At 66.2% G+C, this 22,687-nt stretch carries 21 protein-coding genes; 6 read left to right on the top strand and 15 right to left on the bottom strand.

From position 1 onward, the window contains the following. Positions 1–289 precede the first annotated feature (289 nt). Complete coding sequence (locus L3Q65_RS35420; RefSeq protein ID WP_237597641.1) at positions 290–964, bottom strand: hypothetical protein; 675 nt, start codon at positions 962–964, stop codon at positions 290–292. A 591-nt stretch (positions 965–1,555) separates the two neighbouring features. On the opposite strand from L3Q65_RS35420, the gene L3Q65_RS35415 reads away from it, so the two are divergent. From L3Q65_RS35415 to L3Q65_RS35400, 4 genes are all read left to right on the top strand, one after another. After that, positions 1,556–2,326 (top strand): hypothetical protein, encoded by a 771-nt coding sequence (locus L3Q65_RS35415; RefSeq protein ID WP_237597640.1) that lies wholly within the window; start codon positions 1,556–1,558, stop codon positions 2,324–2,326. Between the two features lie 67 nt (positions 2,327–2,393). Next, positions 2,394–3,791: a transcriptional regulator gene (locus L3Q65_RS35410; RefSeq protein WP_237597639.1), complete on the top strand. Its 1,398-nt coding sequence runs from the start codon at positions 2,394–2,396 to the stop codon at positions 3,789–3,791. Continuing rightward, a complete protein-coding gene (locus L3Q65_RS35405) occupies positions 3,792–5,618 on the top strand; it encodes a DEAD/DEAH box helicase (protein ID WP_237597638.1) in 1,827 nt (608 codons plus the stop codon). It abuts the gene before it with no gap. A gap of 57 nt (positions 5,619–5,675) precedes the next feature. Beyond that, the gene (locus L3Q65_RS35400) at positions 5,676–6,635 is read left to right on the top strand and encodes a NaeI family type II restriction endonuclease (protein ID WP_237597637.1); all 960 of its coding nucleotides are present in this window, start codon (positions 5,676–5,678) and stop codon (positions 6,633–6,635) included. Between the two features lie 22 nt (positions 6,636–6,657). Here L3Q65_RS35400 and L3Q65_RS35395 read toward each other — a convergent pair whose 3' ends face one another. After that, a complete protein-coding gene (locus tag L3Q65_RS35395) occupies positions 6,658–7,944 on the bottom strand; it encodes a DNA cytosine methyltransferase (RefSeq protein ID WP_237597636.1) in 1,287 nt (428 codons plus the stop codon). A gap of 86 nt (positions 7,945–8,030) precedes the next feature. Here L3Q65_RS35395 and L3Q65_RS35390 point away from each other — a divergent pair, with 86 nt between their 5' ends. Next, on the top strand, positions 8,031–8,483 hold the full coding sequence (locus L3Q65_RS35390; RefSeq protein WP_370648141.1) for a very short patch repair endonuclease: 453 nt from the start codon (positions 8,031–8,033) through the stop codon (positions 8,481–8,483). Between the two features lie 102 nt (positions 8,484–8,585). Here L3Q65_RS35390 and L3Q65_RS35385 read toward each other — a convergent pair whose 3' ends face one another. The 12 genes from L3Q65_RS35385 to pdhA all read right to left on the bottom strand — a co-directional run bounded on the left by L3Q65_RS35385 (position 8,586) and on the right by pdhA (position 19,748). Beyond that, positions 8,586–9,701 (bottom strand): DNA cytosine methyltransferase, encoded by a 1,116-nt coding sequence (locus L3Q65_RS35385; RefSeq protein WP_237597634.1) that lies wholly within the window; start codon positions 9,699–9,701, stop codon positions 8,586–8,588. A 10-nt stretch (positions 9,702–9,711) separates the two neighbouring features. After that, a complete protein-coding gene (locus tag L3Q65_RS35380) occupies positions 9,712–10,140 on the bottom strand; it encodes a very short patch repair endonuclease (protein WP_101436811.1) in 429 nt (142 codons plus the stop codon). Positions 10,141–10,152: 12 nt separating this feature from the next. Continuing rightward, a complete protein-coding gene (locus L3Q65_RS35375; RefSeq protein WP_037808993.1) occupies positions 10,153–10,620 on the bottom strand; it encodes an FxsA family protein in 468 nt (155 codons plus the stop codon). A gap of 54 nt (positions 10,621–10,674) precedes the next feature. Then, entirely contained in the window at positions 10,675–10,932 is a 258-nt protein-coding gene (locus L3Q65_RS35370; RefSeq protein ID WP_237597633.1) for a hypothetical protein, read from the bottom strand. A 299-nt stretch (positions 10,933–11,231) separates the two neighbouring features. After that, complete coding sequence (locus L3Q65_RS35365; protein WP_237597632.1) at positions 11,232–11,732, bottom strand: DNA topology modulation protein FlaR; 501 nt, start codon at positions 11,730–11,732, stop codon at positions 11,232–11,234. Between the two features lie 17 nt (positions 11,733–11,749). Beyond that, a complete protein-coding gene (locus tag L3Q65_RS35360) occupies positions 11,750–12,934 on the bottom strand; it encodes a hypothetical protein (RefSeq protein ID WP_237597631.1) in 1,185 nt (394 codons plus the stop codon). Continuing rightward, the gene (locus tag L3Q65_RS35355; protein WP_237597630.1) at positions 12,931–13,515 is read right to left on the bottom strand and encodes an ATP-binding cassette domain-containing protein; all 585 of its coding nucleotides are present in this window, start codon (positions 13,513–13,515) and stop codon (positions 12,931–12,933) included. Before L3Q65_RS35355 ends, L3Q65_RS35360 begins: the two co-directional genes overlap by 4 nt. 31 nt (positions 13,516–13,546) lie before the next feature. Next, the gene (locus L3Q65_RS35350; RefSeq protein ID WP_304504589.1) at positions 13,547–15,481 is read right to left on the bottom strand and encodes an ABC transporter ATP-binding protein; all 1,935 of its coding nucleotides are present in this window, start codon (positions 15,479–15,481) and stop codon (positions 13,547–13,549) included. Positions 15,482–15,501: 20 nt separating this feature from the next. After that, on the bottom strand, positions 15,502–16,074 hold the full coding sequence (locus tag L3Q65_RS35345; protein ID WP_237600981.1) for a TetR/AcrR family transcriptional regulator: 573 nt from the start codon (positions 16,072–16,074) through the stop codon (positions 15,502–15,504). A gap of 110 nt (positions 16,075–16,184) precedes the next feature. Then, positions 16,185–17,534 carry a dihydrolipoamide acetyltransferase family protein gene (locus L3Q65_RS35340; protein ID WP_237597629.1) on the bottom strand — a complete coding sequence of 450 codons (1,350 nt, stop codon included), beginning with the start codon at positions 17,532–17,534 and terminating at the stop codon, positions 16,185–16,187. Between the two features lie 16 nt (positions 17,535–17,550). Next, positions 17,551–18,543 (bottom strand): alpha-ketoacid dehydrogenase subunit beta, encoded by a 993-nt coding sequence (locus L3Q65_RS35335; protein WP_182892909.1) that lies wholly within the window; start codon positions 18,541–18,543, stop codon positions 17,551–17,553. Then, a complete protein-coding gene (gene pdhA, locus L3Q65_RS35330) occupies positions 18,543–19,748 on the bottom strand; it encodes a pyruvate dehydrogenase (acetyl-transferring) E1 component subunit alpha (protein WP_182892908.1) in 1,206 nt (401 codons plus the stop codon). Before pdhA ends, L3Q65_RS35335 begins: the two co-directional genes overlap by 1 nt. A 361-nt stretch (positions 19,749–20,109) precedes the next feature. Between pdhA and L3Q65_RS35325 the strand changes: the two genes are divergently transcribed. Next, positions 20,110–21,531, top strand: coding sequence for a M20/M25/M40 family metallo-hydrolase (locus L3Q65_RS35325; protein ID WP_237597628.1), 1,422 nt, complete (start codon positions 20,110–20,112; stop codon positions 21,529–21,531). A 96-nt stretch (positions 21,532–21,627) separates the two neighbouring features. Here the strand turns inward: L3Q65_RS35325 and L3Q65_RS35320 are convergent, their stop codons facing one another. Further along, positions 21,628–22,641, bottom strand: a complete 1,014-nt coding sequence (locus L3Q65_RS35320; protein WP_182892906.1) for an ABC transporter substrate-binding protein — start codon at positions 22,639–22,641, stop codon at positions 21,628–21,630. Between the last annotated feature and the right edge of the window lie 46 nt (positions 22,642–22,687).

Below are 22,687 nucleotides of genomic sequence, written 5' to 3'. Positions count from 1 at the left end.
CCCCGGCCCGGCCGCTTCCGGTGCAGGTCACGCTTACTATTGACCATAGAACATGGCCTTCCTAGCCGTTGGGTCGTGTTCGAAGGGATGGGGCTGGCCGATCGCATGCCGGCAACTCGGTCAGTCCCGTCTCGGGGTGTCCGCGGAAAAGGTCGCGCGGCGGAGCCCGGGCGCATTCCCGCCAACTGCTTATGCGGGTGCGTGAGATGTTCCACAAGCGTCGTTCACAGTAAGTGCCCAATTGGCTCTTTCCGTAGTCTGTCTTCGCCGAGGTCACGGGATGTCATGCTCAAGCGGCAGTTACCCTGTGTAGTAACGGTTCGACTTGCTCAAGCAGTTCGCGCACGGTCGCGTAGTCGCGTCGCTGCAGAGACGCGAGCGCTGCCGAGATCATGTCCGCGGCGGCCAAGGCGGGCGTGGTTCTCGACGGAACCTTCCGGTCATCGACCTTGGAGCGTGGATCACCGGAGGCGGGCCACGCGTTTTCGTTTTCGTTCACGCCGCCGCCCGGTTCGGGCGACGCGACGCGGTTTCCGTTGCGCCGGTCCCGCGGGTGGCACGACTTGCCGTTGCGCCGGTCCTTTTTTCCTGCTGGTTTACCGCAGGCTGTGGTGTGCGCCACGCCATTCTTAGCGTCTTGATCCCGCGTACCGGCGTGCGAAAGGCTCCCTTTGGCCGCGCGGCGCATCTCGATGAGTTCGTTTAAACCGCACGGCAGTTCGCCCTCGGGGCTCCTGGCTGCGGCCGTCAGGTAGATCGTCTTGAGGAAGGGCGCGGGCGGGACCCTTGCCAGGTTCAGGTACTGGGAAAGCGCGGGCTGTGATACGTGCAGGATGGCAGCGTTGCGCACCATGCTCTGCTTCGGCAGGCGGAGATACAGTTTCTTGAGCGTGGTCGCGAACGCGATTACTTCCGGGGTCGGAGGGCGTCCGAGCCGTTTACCGACTTGCCCCAAGGCTGGCATGTTCCTCGAGCTCCTTTTATGAACTCTGATTCCGGTTTTGGCTGTGCTGGTGCCGACGTCCAGGTCATTGCGGAGCGCGCGCCTAAGACCGGCTGCGCGATGGCTTAAGACCGGGCGCGGTAGCAGTGTCAGTAAACCTCCTGTGCCACTAGACCCGTTGCTTCCCAATGGGTTTGAGTACGCGAGGTCTAGCTCATGGAGGTACTGCTTCGATGGTCGGTTAGCTCCGGCGCGGCCCCCTGTCTCCGGTGCTCAAGTCTCCGGTGCTCAATTTTTGTGATGGTGGTGCGCGGCGAGCCTAGCAGCCTTCGCATGCGAAGCGGCAACAGTTCTTATGTACGGAGTGTCGGTCGCGTACGCGTCTTATGTACGGAGTGTCGGTCGCGTACGCGCTCTTCGCGGCGCTTCGGTACGCGTACGTGGCCGGGAGATCCGTTCTATGCCGGTCGCTGATTCCCGGGTCGATAAGTCGATATTTATAATATTTCGCAGGACGGAACGGCAAGTCCGCATGATGAAATTTTACCGAGTAAAGAATCGATTCTTACTGCAATAATCGCTGCGATGATGACTTTTTGCAATAATTGCATTATGTCTGCAGTTGCAGACAGGTTCTCCGGTTGCTGGTATAAATCGGCGAAGAAGGGCTTTACGGCCGGACTCGCGCGTGACGGAGGAGAGATGCCGCTTTCGTGGCAGGATGAAAACCTGGGCACCATGAAAAGGGTTGCTTTGTGGCTTGTTTCCGAAGTTGGTGAAGGGAACAAGTTCACCAAGGCCCAGTTGCGCGACACCTTTCCCGGTGTCTCGCAGATCGACCGGCGGATGCGGGATCTCCGGAGTTTCGGATGGCGCATCGACACGAACCGGGAGGACGTCACCCTGGCCGCCCCGGAGCAGCGCTTCGTGAAGCAGGGCCAGCCGGTGTGGGAGAAGGGGGTGACGTCCAGGCCGTCGCATGCGCCGGCCATCGGGGCCACGCGCCGCCGGGAGATCATCGCCCATGACGACAACATGTGCCGCTCGTGCGGTATTACTCCCGGTGACGTGCATGAAGATACGGGTGAAGGTGCGCAGCTCGATATCGCGCGCCGCAAGGTACGAGTTCCGGACGGTGGCGTGGCGGTGCAGCTTGTAGCCGAGTGCCGCAGGTGCCGGCTCGGAGGGAACAAGCTGGTCGCGGACGCCGCCGGGGTGGAAGCTCGGGCGAAAGGCTTGAGCGAGAAGGACCAGCGGGTCCTGGCAAGCTGGATCGAAGCCGGCGAACGGGACTTTCGGGAGGTCGAGCGCGTGTGGGCCAGCTATCGCGCGTTGCCGGCCGAGGCGCGGGCCAGTGTCCGCAGTGCGATTGGCTTGGACTGAGGCGGGCCCGGGCTAGGGCCGGGATATCGTTTCTGTCGGGAAGCCCGTGGCCGGCGCAGGAGTGGTGATGATCAAAGACTATGGGCAACCGCCCCGAGCTGACGAGATCCGGAGTCTGATCGAGCGCCGGCTCAAGGAGGTTGGTGACTCAACCGGCCCGCGGGAAACCCAGACCGTCGACTGGCGCGGCAAGCAGGTCCACCTCGATGTCGTCGAGGTGAAAATCGGGGACCTCTACTACAACCCGGCGACCCACCGGGTCCGCGCACAACGCAGCCACGATCCGCGGCTTGACGCACTGGTGGACGAAGACCCCTGGTCTGTCGAAAGCCAGCAGTACCTCGACAAGCTTCTGAAGAATTTGTCGGCGGACCCGACGCAGATCGATCCCGCGTTCATGGAGCTGAAGGATAGTCTCCGGGAGTACAAACAGACCGAGCCAGGGCTGACGACCGTCGACGGTGTGCTCGTCAATGGGAACACCCGCCGTGCTGCGCTGATGGAGCTTCACGGTCCTGAAGCGACGATGCGCGTTGCGGTGCTGCCGGCCTCCTGTGACTGGTCAGATGTGCGAGACGTTGAGCTATCTCTCCAGCTGCGGAAGGAACATCGGCGCGACTACTCGTACATCAACAGGCTGCTGGCTATTGACGAACTGGTCAGCCAGGGCGTCCCGATGCCAGCTATCGCGCAGACTTTTCGCAGTACAGCGTCGGCGTGCGAGCAGGACTTGTGGGTCTTCTCCGCGATCAAGTCGATGATCGAGCGCAGCGAGGCCGACGGGCGGCGCATCCCGCTCATCGAGTTTGAGCGCGACCAGGAGAAGATGCGGGAGCTGGCACGTACCTACCAGAAGGTCAAAGCGGTCAGGCCGGACGATGCTGAAGTCCTGAAGGAAGTCCGTCTCGCCGCGATCGCGCTGGACTTTTCCAAGACAGATGTCCGGTTCATCGAGCCGGATTTCCTGGACCGTTACCTCTCTCCCCGGCTGCCGGATGGATTCATCCCCGAGAGCGAGTCAGCCGAAGTCGCTATCCCTGGATTGGGCAGGTCGGTGAAGTCGGGGTCCAGCCAAGCCGCTACGGCCAGAGCGTTCACTGACAAGGTGCTGCGCGCGGTAGCTGAGAAGTCGGCTACCGCCGACGGAACACCCGATTCTTGGACAGAAGTTCACAGCCTGGTGGAGAACGCGATCAAGCTCGCCGGCAGCGATCAGACACTGACGAAGAAGAAGCGAAAAGTATCGGACCGGGTCACTGCCGCGACCGACCAGCTGCAGCAGTGCGTGACAGACCTGGTGATGTCGCGTGCCGACCGATCGCTCGACGAAGAAGCGTTCAACGACGCGCTGCTGAAGCTGAAGAAGGTTCTTCGCCGACTGGCGGTTGAAGGAACGCGCACGGTCAATGACCCTGGCGAGGGCGTCGATTGGCTGCGCCACGTGATGCTCGAGTCTGGTTCCTGAGTGGCTGAATCGTCGCCCAGCCTGGTGCTGGCCTTTGACCAGACCCGGACGCGTGCAGAACTCCGTACGCAACCGTCCTACCGGGAATCGCTGGCCAGCTTGATGGCGCGGTTTCCAGGCGGCCGGATGGTGGACCGCTTGGCTGCCCAGGTGCCGATAGACGAGTTTCTGGCTGGTCTCGAAGAACTGGCGCACTGGCCTGAACGTGCTACGGTCGTCTGGGAAGAGGGTTTTCGCACCCGGGCTCTGGCCTTGCTCGAAGACGCGGAACGGTCGGAGCAGATCCTGGCCGGAGATCTGGGCAGCAACCAGGTCTCCTCGGAGGATGTCCCCGAGGTCCTCGGCTCTAGGTGGACGGCGGACCTCACGGAATTCCAGCGCCGCGACGTCGCCAAGCTTCTCTCTCTGGGACACGGGGCGAACTTCAGCGTTCCCGGTGCCGGCAAGACTCGCGTTGCGCTCGCGGTGTTTTCGGCTTTGCGGGAACAGCGGAAGGTCGACCGCGTGCTGGTGGTCAGCCCGAAGTCCGCGTACGAAGCGTGGGTGGACGAGAGCCAGGAGTGTTTCGACGACGGCTTTGCCGTGAAATTTCTGGGCCGAGCTGGTTTCCGCGCCGCGGACTTGCTGATCGTCAACTACGAGAGGCTTGGCCGCTCGCTTGAAACCTTGGCGGACTGGCTGAACGCGGGTCCTGCACTGATGATTCTCGACGAGGCTCATCGGATGAAGCTGGGCACGGCCGGCGTCTACGGCATGGCCTGCATGTCGCTCGCTCCGTTGAGCAAGGCGCGGCTGATCCTGACCGGCACACCGGCCCCCAACGGAGCCCGCGACCTGGAGAGCTTGCTCGCTTTCGTCTGGCCCGGTCGTGGCCGGCGGGTGGTGAGCCAGGCCGTTGCGGGCGGCAACCTGGACTACGCCAGCCGTGCGCTGAAGCCGATGTATGCCCGTACGACGAAACAAGAACTGGGTCTGCCGCCCGTCAGCCTCCGGGTTCGCGCGGTCGACATGCCTCCTTTGCATCGGGAGATCTACGACGCGCTTCTGGGGCAATTCGCATCTGCGCGCGCGGAACGGAGCCGGTCGGACTTCGACTCGCTGGGGAGGACTGTTCTTCGCATGATCATGGCCGCGACCAGCCCTGCCCTGCTCTCGCAAGGGGCTTCTCGCTACGAGCCGATATCTTTGCAGGTCCCTCCACTGGAGGTACCTCCCGAAAACCCGCTCTACGAGCTGCTCGGTTCATTGGGCGAATACGAGGTACCGCCGAAGTATCAGGAAGCACTCGCGATCGTGGCCGGCAACGCGGCGCAAGGACGGAAGACTCTTGTCTGGGCCAGCTTCGTGCGCAGCATCACCACCCTGGAGAGCTTGCTCGCCGACTTCTCGCCTGCGGTGGTGCACGGTGGCACACCGGACCGCCAGGAGCAGATCGATCGGTTCCGGACTGATCCGGCGTGCCAGGTGCTGATTTCCAACCCGGCGACGCTTGGTGAGGGGATCAGCCTGCACCAGATCTGCCATGACGCGGTCTATGTCGACCGCGACTTCCAAGCGGGGCGCTTTTTGCAGAGCTTGGACCGGATCCATAGGCTCGGCCTGGCACCGGACGCGAAAACCAACGTCACCATCCTCACCGCGCGGGAAACGATCGACGAGGTCGTTGCGTTGCGGCTCAACGAGAAGCTCGACTTCATGGGCAGGATCCTCGACGACTCCGCCGTGCGGCAGCTCGGCGACCCAGACGATGAACCGGCGGCAGTGGCCGGCATGGATTCAGCGGACGTCGAGGCGCTGATGCGGCACATCGCGGCACGCAACAGGTGAGCGTGGAATTCGGCGAATCGCTGCGGGTGGGCCGCGGAGCGAACTAATGTCGGTCGCATGGTGGACGATGGGCAGGGTGGCCAAGCAGAGTTGTGGAGCGAGCCTGTCCGTCAGGACCCGGATCCCGAACTCGAAGAGGTCGCTGCGATCCTTTGTAAAGCCGACCCGGACGGGCGGCGATTCGGGAGAGCGATCCGGCGGAGCATCGACATGCTGCTCGATGGCCAGAACACTGGCCGCTACCGCTGGGACCAGTTGCACAAGACCGAGAAGACGCACGCTGGCACGCTGATCGAGATCAACATTCAGCGAGAGTTCGAGTTCACCGGTGGCGTGTCGATGGACTACGCGATTGGCGGTATCGACGTCGATTGCAAATTCTCTCAGCGGAACGGTGCCTGGATGATTCCGCCGGAAGCCGATAATCACCTTCTTATGGTGGTGTGGGCCAGCGACGAGGCGTCTCGGTGGTGTGTGGGTCTGGTGCGAGCCAGGCGGGAATATCTGGGGATCAGCCAGAACCGGGATGGTAAGCGCACCCTCAGCACCTACGGTAAGGGGCAGGTTCGCTGGATCTTTCGTGATGCTCCGCTGCAGGAGAACTTGCTGTTGCACCTCAACGAGGCTGAAATCAAGCAAATCTTCGCATCGCGGTTTGGCCAGCAGAGAGTCAACGCCTTGTTTCGCGTAGCCACAGGAAGGCGAGTATCGCGTAACGTCGTCGCCACAGTCGCTATGCAGGCCGACTATATGAAGCGCGTTCGAGGAAATGGTGGGGCACGCACTATCCTGAAACGCGAAGGAATCGTCATCCTTGGCGACTATGTCAACCACGTTAACGTCGCGAAGGCCTTGAGTGTAGCTGAGCCGGGTGAAGGCGAGTTCGTCAGCGTTCGGCTGCGACCGAAGGCTGCGAACGACCTAGGTCCTTCTGTGAAACTGGACGGTGAGGAGTGGGTGGTCGCGTCTCCAGGCGAACAGCTCACAAGGCCTGCACCCGACCTGCCGCGAGTCTGACGGCGGCTCCAGGCGCTCGGGCTCAGCTGATCTTGGTCCGGTTCTTCTGAAACGCCTCGTGCCGGACATGGTCGTCCTGGCCGACGAATGCTTTGAAGTCGCCGAGCTTGTACTCGACGCCCTTGGCGCCCTCGTGGATCTTCACCTCGAAGTCCTGGCTGATCAGGCTGATTCGTTTCTCCAGCTCTGGAATATCCAGCTGAAGTCCGTATTCCTTTTTGAGGTCCTCTACCGTGACGAATTTACCGGCTTTTCGCAGGGCTCGATAAACCGGGTCATGTTCCTGGTTTACCTGCCGGTCGCTGACTTTCCCCTGCTTCTGCAAGGCCCTCATAATTGCTTTCCCGACGGCGAATGCCATGGGTGGCGGGAATGCGTTGCCGATCTGCCGGTAGTTGGAGGTCTTCCGGCCAGTGAATTCCCAGTCGCCGAACTCCTCTGCCCAGCCTTGAATGCGAGCTACCATCTCGTTGGTCAGCTTGGGTCCGGGCTTTCCTTCGAATTTATCACCCGGTTTTGGTGCGTCGTCGGCGAGGCCCATCGCATCCACGCCGAGTTCGGCCCATGCGCGCTTCGCTCGAGTCGGTCCGAGATCCGCGCCGCCGTGCTTCTTCGAACCGCCGACGATGGTAGGGGCGATCTTGCTGGCTTTCTTCTTCCAGTCTTCGAGGCCTTCCCAGTTGTGCTTGCCCATCAGATCTCCGATGGCATCCGCGACGGTGACCTCGTGCTCGGACTCTTCCGGCCAGGAGAAGTGGTCCGCGTACTCCTTCTGGAGTGCGACGAGTACAAAACGTGGCCGGAGCTGCGGCACGCCGAATCCGGCTGCGTGCAGGAGCCGCCACTCGGCGACGTAACCAAAGCTCACGAGCTGGTCCATCACATGTTGGCGGTAGCCGGCGAAACGGGGCATGCTCAGGCCGCGGACGTTCTCAAGCATCACAGCGCGCGGCTTGATGACGTTGACTTGCTCCACGGCCCAGGCGAACAGATCACGCTCGTCGTTCGCGCCCAGCTGCTTGCCAGCGATGGTGAACGGAGGGCACGGAACGCCGCCTGCTAGGAGCGCGAGTTCTGGTAACCCCGCCTCCTTGTCCGGCCGGTGATCCTCCGGTACCCACGTGTCGGGATCGGCGACGTCGCCCTCTCGGACGATGTCCTCCTCGCCCTTGAAGTTGGCCCTCAAAGTCGCGCACGCGTTGTGGTCGAGCTCGATCGCGAGCCGATGAGTGAAGCCAGCCTTTTTCAGGCCCAGTGCCTGACCGCCGGCGCCAGCGCAGATCTCGATGACCTCGAAGGTCTCACTCACAGCAACCTCCTCAAGGCTCGCGCGAGATGCTTGGGCGCGGAACGGTATCTTTCCTCATGGCTTGAACCCTGCGGGAAGGGGTGTCGATGGCAGGCAGCGACGCTCGAGGCAAAGCGCACGCCAAGGGGCTTTACCCTGCTCCTGCCAGCGAGGGTCGTTCGAGGAACATGCGCGCGAACCGCCGCACGGACACCAAGCCTGAGGTGACGCTCCGCAAGGAACTGCATCGGCTTGGTTACCGGTACCGGAAGGATCTTCCTCTGGTGCTTGACGGAGGCGTCCGGGTGCGGCCGGACATCGTTTTCACCGCGCGCAAGATCGCCGTCTTCGTGGACGGCTGCTTCTGGCATGTGTGTCCCGAGCACGGACGGCAGCCGACGAGCAACGAGTGGTACTGGACGCCGAAGCTGCAACGCAACATGGCCAGGGACGAGCTGGTGACCGGCGCGTTGCGCGAAGCGGGATGGAACGTGGTTCGCATCTGGGAACACGTTCCGCTGCCGGAGGCAGTGGCCGCGGTCGCTGATGCGATGAGCTAACTGGAACACGTGTTCGACAGTAGTGCGAAGGACCGACAAAATCCGTCAAACGCGCATGCGGCGCGCCGCCTAGCTGCGCAAAAGAGTGACAGCAGCTTATCGTTAGCCAGCGGCTTCAAGACTCATTTCCCCACGAGCCAACGGCATCAGGTAATTCTCCGACAGCCACCGCACCACCGGCACGCACACCGCGTCCCCGAAGCCGAACAGCGCCTGGTTGTTCCGTAGTCCATCCAGTGCGTACTTCCCCGCACCCATCAGCCGGGCGTACTCGCGGGGCGTCATCCAGCGGACCCGCACTGAGCCGCGGCCTGCTTGCACCACGGCCTGTTTGGACGACCCGCCGCGCGCGGTTCGCAGGCAGCCGGAGATGTCGTCCGGCCGGACTTCCCACACTGGTTTCCCGTTCCGCGTGCGCCGGTACGCCGTTCGGTACACCAGCTTCTTCCCCGCCTGGAGCTGCGTAAGCCGTTCCAACTGGAGCGGCGACAGCGAGCCGATGAACCCCGAAGTGCGGTGCGGGTTCCACCAGCGTTCGTCATCGGCGGAGAGGCGTTCGACGGCGGCGGACAGCCCGGCGACCAGCAGAGGTGGCGGCGCGGGCAGGGCGGCGCGATGTGTCCGCAAGGAAGGGTCGAGCGCAAGCCAAGGGGGGCGGAGCGGCGACGGAGCAGGCGAGTCCGAGGGAGGATTTTGCGCGCCGACGATGAACAACCGCGGCCGGGACTGCGGGACGAACCGCCGGGCGTCCAGGGTGAGGACGTCGGCTGAGTAGCCGAGGCGGTTGAGTTCGCGGATCGCCGCGCGGAGGTCGTCGCCGCCGTGGCTGGTCGCTAGGCCTACGACGTTTTCCAGCGCTACGACGGGCGGGCGGTCTGGGCCGAGTTCGTCGAGGATGCGGGTGAATTCCCAGAACGTCGACGAGTGCGAGCCCGCCAGGCCGCGGCGCCAGCCGGCCAGCGAAAGGTCTGTGCAGGGGAAGGAAGCCCAGGCCAGGCTGAGGCCGGCGGGCAGATCGGTGCCGCGGAGGGCGGCGACATCGCCTAGCACGTACTCGTGCGCGCCACGGTCGTTGAAGTGTGCCTCGTACATCGCCTGCTTCGCCGGTTCGATGTCGTTGGACCACGCGACGTCGAAGCCGGCCGGTTCGAGGCCTAGGCGCACGAGACCGATGCCGGCGAAGAACTCCGCGGCGGTGGGCTGACCCGGTTCAGGCATGGGGCCAACATTAATGGGGCCGGCGTTCCTTCACGGTCTCGATCACCCGCGACGCGGCGACATCGGTCGCTTCGTGTTCCCAGATTCGCACCGACAGCCAGCCCGCTTCGAGCAGCAGCGCGTCGGTATTCGCGTCCCGGCGGCGGTTGGTTTCGATCTTGGTCCGCCAATAATCGGCATTGTTCTTCGGCCAGGTGCCGTGTTCCGGGCAGCCGTGCCAGAAGCAGCCGTCCACGAAAACCGCTACCCGGGCGGGGCCGAAGACCAGGTCAGCCTCGCGGCGGACGCCCTTCACCGGACGTCGGTGCACTCGGTAGCGGTACCCGGCGGCGTGCAGGATCTTGCGCAGCGCCATTTCGATCCCGGTGTTGCGGGACTTCTGTTTGCTCATGCGGGCGCTTACCGCGGAAGTCGTTTCCAGCCGCTCCACGGGAGTCATTGTGGCAAAGGCTCAGCCTTCGACGATCCGGCCTTCGATCACCGGGTGGTTCTTCGCCTGCCGCGGTTCCTCCGCGACGACCTCGCTGTCCACCACCATCACCGGACCGCGGCGCTGGTTGGCGTACCGGATGGCGCGCTTCTCCGCGCGGCGCAGCCAGAACCGCCGGGCGATCGAGCGGGTCGGCGGCAGCAGGAAGAGCAGGCCCAGCACGTCGCTGACGAAACCGGGGACCATGATCAGCACGCCGCCGAGCGCGACGAGCATGCCGTCGGTCAGCTCTTTCTCCGGATTGCGGCCGGACTGCGCGGTCGCCATGAACGCGCGCATCGCCTTGCCGCCCTCGCGACGCGCCAGCCACGAGCCCACGAACGCGCCCGCGATCAGCAAGCCGATCGTGCCGAGCACACCGACGACCGAGCCGACCGCCCAGATGGCGGCGACTTCAGCGATGACGTAGAGCAGGAACACGACAGCCATACCCAGTGAACGAACGAGTGCCGCGATTTGCTCCCGAGGGGAGATAAGTGCTGGTCAGGTGGCTGCGGGGCGGCCGCGGCATTTCTGGCACTTCCCGCCCGATCCGCACCAGCAGCGCTCGTTGCGCGCCGGCGGCCAGTGGATCGCGCCGCCTTCCTCGAAGACCTCGTCCAGGCAGGCCAGCCGGGTGTCCTCGGCAGCTGGGTCGCTGCCGGTGCGGGTCGCGAACTCCCGGAGTTTCGCGGTGGTCAACGGGACCAGCAGGATCCGGGCGACGCCCGCCTCGGACAGCTCCCGGGGCCAGAACAACACTCGCCCTTCCCCGGGCGGCGCTGGCTCGGCGAAAGACCCGACCAGATCCTCGGCCCGGCCGAGATCGAACAGCAGCTCGGCGAGTTCTGCCCGGGCGTTGCCGCCGTCCTCGCCGTCCAGAGCGGCAGCCTGGGCGAGCAGTGCGATGGCGCGGTCGTCGTCACCGGCCTGACGCCACGCCGTGGCTGCCTCGATCAGGATCGGTCCCCGTTCCTCGGGATACCGCTCCAGCTCGGCTTCCAGTTATGCGGCGGTCTCCGCGGCCGCTCCCGTCCTCTATGCATCAGGCCGTCATGCGATCACCGCAGACTCTGCAGGAAGGCGGCCACCTCGCGTGGCGAGCGCAGCAGCACCTGTCGCGCGGACGGGGCTTCGGCGGCGATCCGCTGCAGCATCAGCGGACGGCGGGTCGGCCATTTCCAGATCCACTGGACCAGTTCGGCGTCGATCTTCGACACGCATCCGGCGGCCTGCGTCTCTTGGCCCCATTCGCGCAGCTGCCGCCGCACGGCGCGGAGCAGGCAGGTGTAGCGCGACGCGTCCAGCAGCACGACGGTGTCGGCGAACGGCAGGCGCAGGTCAAAGGTCTTGCTGTAGTTGCCGTCGATCACCCAGCTGTCCGTGCTGGCGGCTTCGGCGACCGCGGCTCGGAACTCTTCGGGCGGGGCCGGGATCCAGCCGGGACGCCAGTAGAGCCGGTCCAGATGCGTGACCGGGAGGTCGAGGGTTGCGCCGATCTGCCTGGCCAGGGTGGATTTTCCGGCACCGGAGCATCCGGTGACCATGATGCGTCGCCCCATGGGTGGGGAGCGTAGGGCTAGACCGGGACAAAGCTCGCGGCAATTAATCCCAGCACAAGGAGTTCCGGGCCTCGGACGAGTTGCCGCACCAGGCCCGCGGGGATCAGGACGCCCTCGTACAGCACCATTCCCATCGAGCTGAAGTCGAGCGGGCCGCGGGTCACCGAGCGGACGGCGGACAGCGCCGCGATCAGGGCCGCCGCGATCGTGCCGAGTGACGCTGGGATGCCGAGCAGCAGGACGACGCCGGTCCAGAGCAGGGCAAGGACACAGAGAAAAGCGCAGGTCACGGCATGTAGCTGCAGGTCGGACGCGGCTAGCCACCGACGCAGTCCGGGTACCCGATGCAGCTGCGCGACCGGGGCGGTGAACGGCAGCAGGCTGAGGTAGCCGCCGATGCCGATCAGCCAGACCGACGTGACCGCCGGGAAGGTCGCGTGGGTGGCGACGACGGCGAGGGCCAAGAAGACCGGCAGGCCGAGTGCGGAGCGCCGGGCGAGGACTCCGGTGACGACGTATCGGGTGACGACGAACCGGCTGGCGAGCGCATTCCGCCACGGCACCGGACGTCCGGCCGGGAGCAGCGCCCAGACATCGAGGAAGGCGGCGGACGTCCGGCGCACCATGCGCTCGGTGTAGTGCCGGATCAGGGTGTCGCGGGAAGCCGTGTGCGACAAGGAAGAAGACCGGGCCAAGGCGACCGCCGCGAGGGCGGCCGCGGCCACATATGTCCACAGTGGAACGACGAACACCAGCGCGAGGGTAAGCGGGAGAAGGGATTCGCTGGGGAACGAGCGGCGGCGGCCCATCAGCAAGGCCAGCGCGGCGATGACCACGAGGAGCGCGATCGGGCCGGCAACCGAGCTGGGGAAGCCGATCAGCATCCCGGACACGGCGAAGAAATAAGCCGCCACCGCGAACCGGGCAGCCCAGTCCAGTACGAGCCGTCGGGTGAGCACGGCAGGGCGTTGGCCGTCGAAATCGTCCCAGGTCAGCGTGGCCGGATGGGCCCAGACGTACCCGCGGCGCAGCGTTGCCCGCCAGGCCAGGGCGAGGGAGATGCACAGCACGAGCACGCTGCCGAGCGCGCCCACCGGTGCGTTGCCGATCAGCTGGCTGCGCACCAGTTCGGTGTTGTAGAACGGCGATCCCAGCAGGCCGGCCGCGATGACCAGCGCCAGGACCAGATCCGGGCGTTTCACAGGTCCACCACGTAATCCGCGACCTCGTCCGCGAGCGGCGGGTGATGGCTCGCCACCACGACCGCCGCGCCGCGCTCCGTGCTGGTGCGGACCAAGGTGGACAGCCAGGCGCGGCCCTCGGCGTCCAGGGCGCGTTCCGGTTCGTCCAGCAAGAGCACTTCGTGCGGACGCGCGACCGCGGCGTGCAGCAGGAGCCGGCGGCGTTGTCCGGCGGACAGTTCCGCCGCGGGCACATCGGGAGCCGGAACCGGGCCTTCGGCCAGTTCGCCGCCGAAGGAATTGCGCAGCAGGTCGAGATGCTGGCGCGGGGTGAGCTCGTCGAAGAGCGCCGAATCGTCGAAAAGGACGGAAACCCGGCGACGGAAAGCGGCGGACCGCTCGTCCGGCGGTCCGCCGCAGACGGACACGGAACCGGACGTCGGCGCCTGATTCCCGTAGAGACAGCGCAGCAACGTCGATTTGCCCGCTCCGTTGGCACCGCGGACGACCAGGCATTCGCCGGCGTCGACGGCCAGGTCGAGACCGCTGAACAGCACTGTCTCGCCCGCGGTGACCCCCAGGTCTTGAGTGGTGATGAGCACGAAACCCCCTCGGCTGATCACCCCAAGATAGTCACCTCAAGTACGCCTCCGCTTGCAGCGTGAACAGTTCCGCGTACCCGGCGTCGGCCGCCATCAGCGCTTCGTGCGTGCCGTATTCCGCGACCTTCCCGTGGTCCAGCAGCAGAATGCGCTCGGCCTGGCGGACCGTCGAGAACCGGTGCGAGATGTACAGCGTCGTCCGCCCGCGCGACAACGTGTGCAGCCGGTCGAACAGGTCGTGCTCGGCTTGCGCGTCCAGCGCCGACGTCGGCTCGTCCAGGATCAGGATCGGGGCCTCGCGCTGGAAAGCCCTGGCCAGCGCGATTTTCTGCCATTCCCCGCCGGAGAGCGACACGCCCTGGTCGAACCACCGGCCGAGCGGGCTGTCGTACCCCGTCGGCAGCCGGGCGATGCGCTCGTCGGCTCCGGCGCGGCGGGCGGAGTCCTCGATGTGCTCGCGATCGGTGAGCCGGTTCAGGTCGCCGAGACCGATGTTCTCCGCCGCGGTTCCTTGGTAGGTCACGTAATCCTGGAACATCGCGCTGATCTTGGTGCGCAATTCGACCGGGTCGTACTCGCGGATGTCCACGCCGTCCAGCAGGATCCGGCCCGCTGTCGGGTCATAAAGCCGGCACAGCAGCTTGAACAGCGTCGACTTGCCCGCGCCGTTGCGGCCCACCACGGCGACGGTTTCGCCGGGACGGATCTCGAAGCTCACCCCGTGCAGCGCCGGTTCGTCCGCACCCGGATAGCTGAAGCTCACCGATTCGAACTGGATATGTCCTTCCACAGTGGACGGAAGCGGCCGCGGCTTCGCCGGTGCGGTGATTTCCGGTGTGGTGTCGAGGAATTTGTACAGCGTGTCCAGGTAGAGATTGTTCTCGTACATCCCGGAAAACGCGGTGAACAACCCGGTCACCGAGCTTTGCACGGACGTCGCGGCGGCGGTGTACAGCGCCAGATCGCCCAGCGTGAGCCGTCCGCCGACCGCTTCCAGTGCGATGTACAACGCGATCCCAGAGCCGACCAGCGTGCTCAGCAATCCCCACGACGTCGAGCTGACATTCCGTTTCACCGTCAGCTTCCGCTGCCGTTCGTAAGCCACCACGCCGAGCTTCCGGAACCGGTCCACGAAGTACGGGCCGAGCCCGAACAGCTTGGTCTCCTTGGCATACGTATCCGTTGTGACCAAAGAGGACAGATAGTCCATCCGCCGTTTGATCGGCGACATCATGAACGTGAGCCAGAACGCCCGCGAACCGTACTTCGACTGCGAGATGAACGCCGGAATCGGGGCCAGCAAAGCGACCAGCGCGAGCAGCGGGCTGATCGACACCAGCAGCGCGATCATGCTGGCGAAGGTGATCATCGTCCGGATCAGGCCGAGTGCCGAGGTCATCATCGACAACGGACGCGTCGGCGCTTCCTGCGCGGCCTGGCGCAGCATGTCGTACGACGCCGAACCCTCGAAGTACGCCAGGTGCAGATCGCTCGCGTGCTTCATGACCTGGTGCCGGATGGTGAGCGTCATCCGTTCCTGCAACAGGGATTGTGCGATCGTGGTGAGCGCGCTGCTGATCGCGGTCGCCGCCAGCACGCCGAACTGGAACAGCGTGATGCGCACGATGTCCGCGGTCGACCCGCGATGCTGGATCGCCGCGACCACCGAGTCGAGCAGGACTTTCGCGATGTACGCGGTGACCGTCGGCAGCAGGCCGGACGCCAGCGTGATCACCGCGAGCACGATCGTCAGCGTCGGGCTGGCCTGCCAGGTCAGCTTCGCGACCTTCGGCAGGCCGCGGACGGTGCCCGCCACCGAAGTGCGCATCCGCGACAGCCGCGCCCGCAGGCCTTTCGGCTGTTCCGGCTGCTCCGGTTCCGGGATGTCGACCGGCCCGGTGAGTCCGCTGTCCGGCACGGATTGCGCCATCCGCCTGCGACCGCGGCGGCCGAGGGCCATCTCGATCCCGCCCCCACCGCCGGGGATCACGCCAGCACCGAACCGTGCAGGAAGACGTCGATGACCTCGTCGGTAGTCGGGGCGCCCGGCATCGGGCGGGATTGCGTGAACAGCAGCGCCAGGAACAGCGAAGCAGCTTTGTCGACCGGCATCCGCAGCCGGGCGGCGTCCGGGACGAACAGTTCCCGCACCGCGCGCTGCATCGCCTCGAGCGACTCGCGCCTGCTGTCCCCGGTCACTGACTTGCGGTTGCGCGCCTCTTCCGCGGCGGCGCGCGTCCGTCCCTTCATCGTCGCGGCCATCACCGCGCCCATGCGCTGGAGGTGCGCGTTCATCGCTTCGGCGGCCTCCGCCAGTCGCTTCTCCAACGGCAGTTCAGCCGGGATCTCCCCGATCATCTCCAGTGCCTCCGCCGGATCGAGCGCGGCTTCCACGCACGCGTCGAACAGTTCGTCCTTGTCCTGGAAAACCCGGAAGATGGTGCCCTCGCCGATCCCGGCGGCGCGGGCGATCTGCGCGGTCGTGACCCCGCGGCCGTGCTCGACGACCAGCGGAAGCACCGCGCGGACGATCATCCGCCGCCGGTCGTCCGGCGCCATCCCGGGCGCTCGTTTTCTCGTCTCCATGCTCTCCACGGTACGGAGTGAGCACTCACTCCGTCAACGGGATAAAACGAAGGGCCGCGCCCAGGCGGACACGGCCCCTCGGCTCAGTACGTGATCGCGACCGCCGGATCGGCCAGCAGCGCACCGACGTCGGCGAGGAACTCCGACCCCTGCTGCCCGTCGACCACCCGGTGGTCGAAGCTCAGCGACAGCTGCATCACCTTGCGCACCTGAATCTCGCCGTCGACCACCCATGGGGTGTCGCGGATCGCCCCGACCGCCAGGATCGCCGACTCGCCCGGGTTGATGATCGGCGTGCCGGTGTCGACGCCGAAGACGCCGACGTTGGTGATCGTGAACGTGCCGCCCAGCATCGCCGCCGGCGTCGTCTTGCCCTCGCGCGCGACGTCGGTCAGCTCGGTGAGCGCGACCGCGAGTTCCTTGAGCGACAAGGAATCCGCGTCCCGGATCTTCGGCACCACGAGACCGCGCGGGGTCGCCGCCGCGATGCCGAGGTGCACGTAATCCTTGTAGACGATCTCCTGCGCGGCCTCGTCCCACACCGCGTTGACGTCCGGCGTGCGCTTCGCCGCTAGGCACACGGCCTTCGCCGCGAACGCCAGCGGAGTGAGCTTGACGCCGCTGAATTCACGCGACTTCTTGAGCTTCTCGCGCAGTTCCATCATCGGCGTGACGTCGATGGTGAGGAACTCCGTGACGTGCGGAGCGGTGTACGCGCTCTGCACCATCGCGGCCGCGGTCGCCTTGCGGACGCCCTTGATCGGCACGCGCCGTTCGCGGGTCGCCGGGTCGTAGCCACTCTCCACAGTGGACACCGCGGGCGCGGCGGAACCGTTGGCGGCGCGGTGCACGTCCTCCCGGGTGATCACGCCGCCGTCCGCACTGCCGGTGAGCGAGTGCAGGTCGACGCCGAGGTCCTTGGCCAGCTTGCGGACCGGCGGTTTGGCCAGCGGGACGTAACCGCCGCGCGGGGTTTCGGCCACCGGTGCGGGAGCGGCCGCGACGGGCGCCGGAGCCGGTGCTGCGGCAGGAGCGGGGGTGGCTCCCTTGCGCGCCCGCCGGGTAGTCCCGGCCGCCTTGGAGCCGTAGCCGACCAGCGGCTTCATCTCCTCCTCGGCCGGAGCAACCGGAGCAGCCGGAGCCGCGGCAGCGGGCTCAGCGGCAGGAGCGGGCGCGGCTTTCCCGTCCGGGTCCACGTCCATGGTCAGGATCGGCGTGCCGACCTCGACCGTCTGCCCCGGTTCCACGTGCAGCTCGGTGACCACACCGGCCCACGGGATCGGCAGCTCGACCGCGGCCTTCGCGGTCTCGACCTCGACCACGATCTGGTTGACCGTGACCGTGTCGCCCGGCTTCACGCGCCAGGCGAGGATGTCGGCCTCGGTGAGCCCCTCCGCCGTGTCCGACAAGGGGAACTGTTTGTACTCGGGCATTTCTTGCAGAACCCCCTTACCAGGCGAGAGATCGGTCGACAGCGTGCAGGACCCGGTCGAGGTCGGGGAGGTAGTGCTCCTCGAGCTTCGCAGGCGGGTACGGCGTGTCGAATCCGGTCACGCGCAGGACGGGGGACTCAAGGGAGTAGAAGCATTCCTGCTGGACCCGGGCCGCGATCTCCGAGGTCAGCGAGGATTCCGACGGCGCTTCGCTGACCGCGATGAGCCGTCCGGTCTTGCGGACCGATTCGAACACCGGCCCCAGGTCGAGCGGCGAGAGCGTGCGCAGGTCGATGACTTCCAGCGACTTGCCCTCGGCCTCGGCGGCAGTGGCGGCGTCGAGTGCCACCTTCACCGACGGGCCGTACGCGACCACGGTGGCGTCCGTGCCCGCGCGCACCACCTGCGACGCGAACACCCGCGACGGTGCCGTCGAGGTGTCGACCTCCATCTTCAGCGCGCCCGAGTGGTACAGCTTCTTGGGCTCGAAGAAGAGGATCGGGTCGTCCGAACGGATCGCCTCCTGGATGCCCCAGTAGGCGTCCACCGCGTTCGAAATCGACACCACCTTGAGCCCGGCGATGTGCGAGAACAGCGATTCCGGCGATTCCGAGTGGTGCTCCACCGCGCCGATCCCGCCGCCGAAGGGCACCCGGATCACGACGGGCATCTTGACCTTGCCCTGCGTGCGGTAGTGCAGTTTCGCCAGCTGCGAGGAAATCTGGTCGAAGCCGGGGAAGATGAAGCCTTCGAACTGGATTTCGCACACCGGCCGGAAACCGCGCACGGCGAGGCCGACCGCGGTGCCGATGATGCCCGATTCGGCCAGCGGCGTGTCCAGCACGCGCTGCTCGCCGAAGTCCTTCTGCAGCCCGTCGGTGATCCGGAAGACGCCGCCGAGCTTGCCGACGTCCTCCCCCATGATCAGGACCTTCGGGTCCTCCTCCATCGCGCGACGGAGACCGAGGTTGAGCGCCTTGCCGATGGTGAGCTTCTGCAAGTCAGTCATCAGTGCTCACCTGCCGCCGCGAAACCGTCGAGATAGGACAGATACTCCTCGCGCTGCGCTTCCAGCACCGGCGAAGGTTCTGCGTACACCTGGGAAAACACCCGATCCGGCGGCGGCTCCGGCATGTTGAACGTGTAGTCGCGCAGCTCAGCGGCGAACTGGTCGGCCTCGGCCTGGACGCTGTCGAAGAAGGCCTGGTCGGCGTGTCCGCCGCGGGCCAGGAACGCGCGGACGCGCTCGATCGGGTCCTTGAGCTTCCACTCCTCCAGCTCGTCCGAGAGCCGGTAGCGGGTGGGGTCGTCGGTCGTGGTGTGCGCGTCCATCCGGTAGGTGAACGCCTCGATCAGGACCGGGCCGTTGCCGTGCCGGCATTCCTCCAGCGCCCAGCGGGTGACCGCGAGACAGGCGAGGACGTCGTTGCCGTCCACGCGGATGCCGGGGAAGCCGTAACCGCGGGCGCGCTGGTACAGCGGCAGCCGCGACTGGCGTTCGGTCGGCTCGGAAATCGCCCACTGGTTGTTCTGGCAGAAGAAGACCAGCGGGGCGTCGTACACCGCTGCCCAGACGAATCCTTCGTGGACGTCGCCCTGCGAAGTCGCGCCGTCACCGAAGTAACAGATGGTGGCCTCGCCACCCTCGTCGCCAACCTTGCCCTCGAACTTCTGGCCCATCGCGTAACCGGCCGCGTTGAGCACCTGGTTGCCGATCACGATGGTGTACGGGTGGAACCGGTGGGCTTGGTAGTCCCAGCCGCTGTGGTCAGTGCACCGGAAAATCCCGATCAGGTCGCGCATGTCGATGCCGCGCGTGTACGCGACGCCGTGCTCGCGGTAGCTCGGGAACGCCATGTCGCGGGGCTGCAGCGCGCGACCGGACCCGACCTGCGCGGCTTCCTGGCCGAGCAGCGGCACCCAGATGCCCAGCTGCCCCTGGCGCTGCATCGCGTTGGCCTCGCGGTCCGCGCGGCGCACCAGCACCATGTCGCGGTAGAGGTTCTTCAGCGTTTCGTCGTCCACGTCCTCGACGTAGCGGTCGAACCGCTCGGACGGGACCCGCTGGCCCTCGGGGGTGAGCAGCTGAGTGAGCTCAGCGCCACCTTCACTTGTCGCTCGCAAACCGGCGATCACCTGTTCGGGGGAAGGCTGGGCCGCTACGGCGGCCGGGCCGTCTCCAGGTTCCGGGTGCGTCCACTGTTCGGACGGCATGAGCTGTTCTCCTCGGTGTCGGCGCCTCTGACGGCCGCTTGTGGCGGCCACAGCGACTGCACCGGCGGGGACCGGCGCCTCGGGTCCGAGGCACCCCGGTCACCGTCGGCGTTGACGGTTCGTGGCCACATCCTGGCACGAGAATTGCTCCGATGGAGAGCCGCAGTTGCTGATTTGTTGCTGAGAAAACCTCGCTGAACAGGGGAAACGTTTGGAAGCCCGAGTATGGGAGAGGCGATGGTCGGGCGGCCATCCCGCGTCCTACCTGCCCTCGCCGGCGGCACCGGCGCGGCCGAGCGGACTGCGCACTCACGACGTTCACTCGTGCCGGTGACGTCGGTCACCGTGGCAAGATGGCGCTGTGGAACAAAAATCCGTACGCGAATCCGTGGTCTCGACGTGGATCAACGACGTCACGCCGAGCCTGTCCGGTCTGGTCGCGATCCCCGCGCTGTCCCCGGCGTTCGACGCGGACTGGGCGTCGACCGGGCATCTCGCCGCCGCTGTCCAGCACGTCAAGAGCTACCTCGAAGGGCGCGACCTGCCGGGCGCGCGGATCGAGGTCGTCGAGCTGGAAGGCCGTTCCCCGCTGCTGTACGTCGACGTGCCGGCCACCCCGGGCGCGACCGGCAAGGGCACGGTCCTGATGTACGGCCACTTGGACAAGCAGCCTCCGGTCGGCGGCTGGTCCGAAGGCCTCGACCCGTGGACCCCGGTGATCCGCGACGGGCGGCTGTACGGCCGCGGTTCGGTCGACGACGGCTACTCCGGGTACGCGGCCAGTGCCGCGCTGGAAGCGGTGCACGCCGCAGGCGGCGAGCACGCGCGAATCGCGCTGCTGCTGGAAACCGGCGAGGAATCCGGCAGTCCGGACCTGCCCGCCTACCTGGAGCACTTGAGCGAACGGCTCGGCGAAGTCGGCCTCGTCGTCTGCCTCGACGCGGGCGGCATGGACTACGAGCGGCTGTGGCTCACCACGAGCCTGCGCGGCATGGTGCACCTGACGGTCAACGTCCAGTTGCTCGCCACCGCACAGCACTCCGGGCTGGCCAGCGGTGTCGTCGCCAGCTCGTTCCGCGTGCTGCGGCAGCTGCTGGAGCGGATCGAGAACGCGGAAACCGGCGAGATCAAGCTGTCCGAGCTGAACGTCGAGGTGCCGGCCAGCCGCCGGGCCGAGATCGAGGCGGTCGCGGAGGTGGCCCCGGATGCGCTGCGCACCGCGTTCCCGTTGGTGAGCGGCGGAAAGACGGTGTCGGAGGACGCGCTTGAGCTGCTGCTGAACAACTATTGGCGGCCGACGCTGTCGATCATCGGCGGCGAAGGACTTCCGAAGCCCGCCGAGGCAGGCAACGTGCTGCGGCAGAGCACCACGCTCACGCTCAGCTTCCGCCTGCCGCCGACCGCGGTCGCGGACGACGCGCTGGCGGCGATCAAGCGCGTGCTCACCACGGACGTTCCGTACGGCGCGAAGGTCACCATCGCCGACGGCCAGCAGGCCGAGAACGGCTGGAACGCGCCGGAGGAAGCCGCGTGGCTGACCGACGCGCTGCGCCGGGTCGACGACGAGGTGTTCGGCCGTCCGCACCGCGCCACGGGCATGGGCGGGACGATCCCGTTCATGGGCATGCTCGGCGAGAAGTACCCGGAGGCGCAGTTCCTGGTCACCGGCGCGTGCGGGGCGGATTCGAACATCCACGTGCCGGACGAGTGGCTGAACCTGGACTACGCCCAGCAGGTCACCGAAGCGGTGGCGCACGTGCTGGACGCGCACGCCCGCAGCTGACCCGGCGAACGCCCCAATGTGGCATTGGGTGCATCTCACGCACCCAATGCCACATTGGGTGCGTCACATGCACCCAATGCCACATTGGGGTGTGCTTTAGGCCAGCTTGGCGAGGGCGTCGGCGATGCGGGTCTGCTCGGGCGCGAACCGCTGGTACGAGAACGGCGTCTCGTTGTTCCACGGGATCAGCTTGCCCGCCTTCACCGCGGGCAATTGCTGCCAGGTCGGGACGCCGCCGAGCCCGTCCGGGCCGAGCGACAGCGAACCGCCGCGCGAGTCGTACATGATCACGTCGGCCGAGTATTTGCCGACGTTCTCCCAGCTCACCTGTTCGTAGTAGCCGCCCTGGCTCTCGTCGGGCTTCTCCGGCAGGACGAACTGCATCCCCTTGTCCTGGTAGTGCTTCGAGGTCGCGAACTTCGCCGGATTGGCCACGTACACCGTGTCCTTCTGCGCGGACAGCAGCACGACCTTCAGCCCGGCCGTCTTCTTCACCGCGTCGGCGAACTTGGCGTCCGCAGCCTCGTACTTTTCCTTGGCCTGCTGGATCTCCGGCGTCGCGACGTTCGCACCGAGCGCCTTGGCCAGCGCCTCGAACTTCGCGATCCCCTGCGGCATCGAGATGTCCTGCAGTCCGATGCCGACACTCGGCGCGGCCTTGTCCACCTTGTCCGCCAAGGTGTCTGGCACGTACCACATCTGCTGCTTCAGGTAGATCACGCTGACCAGCAGTTGCGGGTTCAGCGAGACGAACTTGTCGAAGTTGAACTCGTTCCAGACGTTGCCCAGCGAGGTCACCGATTTCAGGTCGACGCCGCCCGCCTGCGGATCGGTCTTGCCGTCCGGGAGCTTCGACGGGCCGAAGATGCCCACCGATTTCACCCCGAAGTCCCACAGCGCGGCCGCCGCGGTCACCTGTGCGACGATCCGTTCGGGACGCTTGCCGTCGAGCTTGCGGCCGCGGTCGTCGGTGAAGGACCACGTCGCGCCGTCGCCGGCAGCGGGCTGGTCGTCTTTGTACCCGCAGGCGCTCAGCAGGCCGAGGGTGCCCGCGGCGGCGGTGCCTGCGAGAAAGCCGCGGCGGGACAGCCGCGCCGGTGAGAGGGTCATCGGAACTCCGGAGGATCGGGTGAGGTACCGCCTGAGGTTAGCCTTG

Source organism: Amycolatopsis sp. FU40 (genome assembly GCF_021903635.1).
Taxonomy (GTDB): Bacteria; Actinomycetota; Actinomycetes; order Mycobacteriales; family Pseudonocardiaceae; genus Amycolatopsis; species Amycolatopsis dendrobii.
This window is presented reverse-complemented; position numbering and strand designations above follow the sequence as displayed.

What these genes read in the sequence shown, in the direction of transcription:
- L3Q65_RS35415 (WP_237597640.1), top strand. Translation starts at nt 1,556, where the DNA reads ATGTCTGCAGTTGCAGACAGGTTCTCCGGTTGCTGGTATAAATCGGCG.
- L3Q65_RS35380 (WP_101436811.1), bottom strand. Translation starts at nt 10,140, where the DNA reads ATGACTCCCGTGGAGCGGCTGGAAACGACTTCCGCGGTAAGCGCCCGC.
- L3Q65_RS35385 (WP_237597634.1), bottom strand. Translation starts at nt 9,701, where the DNA reads ATGCCTGAACCGGGTCAGCCCACCGCCGCGGAGTTCTTCGCCGGCATC.
- L3Q65_RS35365 (WP_237597632.1), bottom strand. Translation starts at nt 11,732, where the DNA reads ATGGGGCGACGCATCATGGTCACCGGATGCTCCGGTGCCGGAAAATCC.
- pdhA (WP_182892908.1), bottom strand. Translation starts at nt 19,748, where the DNA reads ATGCCGTCCGAACAGTGGACGCACCCGGAACCTGGAGACGGCCCGGCC.
- L3Q65_RS35410 (WP_237597639.1), top strand. Translation starts at nt 2,394, where the DNA reads ATGATCAAAGACTATGGGCAACCGCCCCGAGCTGACGAGATCCGGAGT.
- L3Q65_RS35340 (WP_237597629.1), bottom strand. Translation starts at nt 17,534, where the DNA reads ATGCCCGAGTACAAACAGTTCCCCTTGTCGGACACGGCGGAGGGGCTC.
- L3Q65_RS35390 (WP_370648141.1), top strand. Translation starts at nt 8,031, where the DNA reads ATGGCAGGCAGCGACGCTCGAGGCAAAGCGCACGCCAAGGGGCTTTAC.
- L3Q65_RS35335 (WP_182892909.1), bottom strand. Translation starts at nt 18,543, where the DNA reads ATGACTGACTTGCAGAAGCTCACCATCGGCAAGGCGCTCAACCTCGGT.
- L3Q65_RS35375 (WP_037808993.1), bottom strand. Translation starts at nt 10,620, where the DNA reads ATGGCTGTCGTGTTCCTGCTCTACGTCATCGCTGAAGTCGCCGCCATC.
- L3Q65_RS35420 (WP_237597641.1), bottom strand. Translation starts at nt 964, where the DNA reads ATGCCAGCCTTGGGGCAAGTCGGTAAACGGCTCGGACGCCCTCCGACC.
- L3Q65_RS35345 (WP_237600981.1), bottom strand. Translation starts at nt 16,074, where the DNA reads ATGGCGCCGGACGACCGGCGGCGGATGATCGTCCGCGCGGTGCTTCCG.
- L3Q65_RS35400 (WP_237597637.1), top strand. Translation starts at nt 5,676, where the DNA reads ATGGTGGACGATGGGCAGGGTGGCCAAGCAGAGTTGTGGAGCGAGCCT.
- L3Q65_RS35320 (WP_182892906.1), bottom strand. Translation starts at nt 22,641, where the DNA reads ATGACCCTCTCACCGGCGCGGCTGTCCCGCCGCGGCTTTCTCGCAGGC.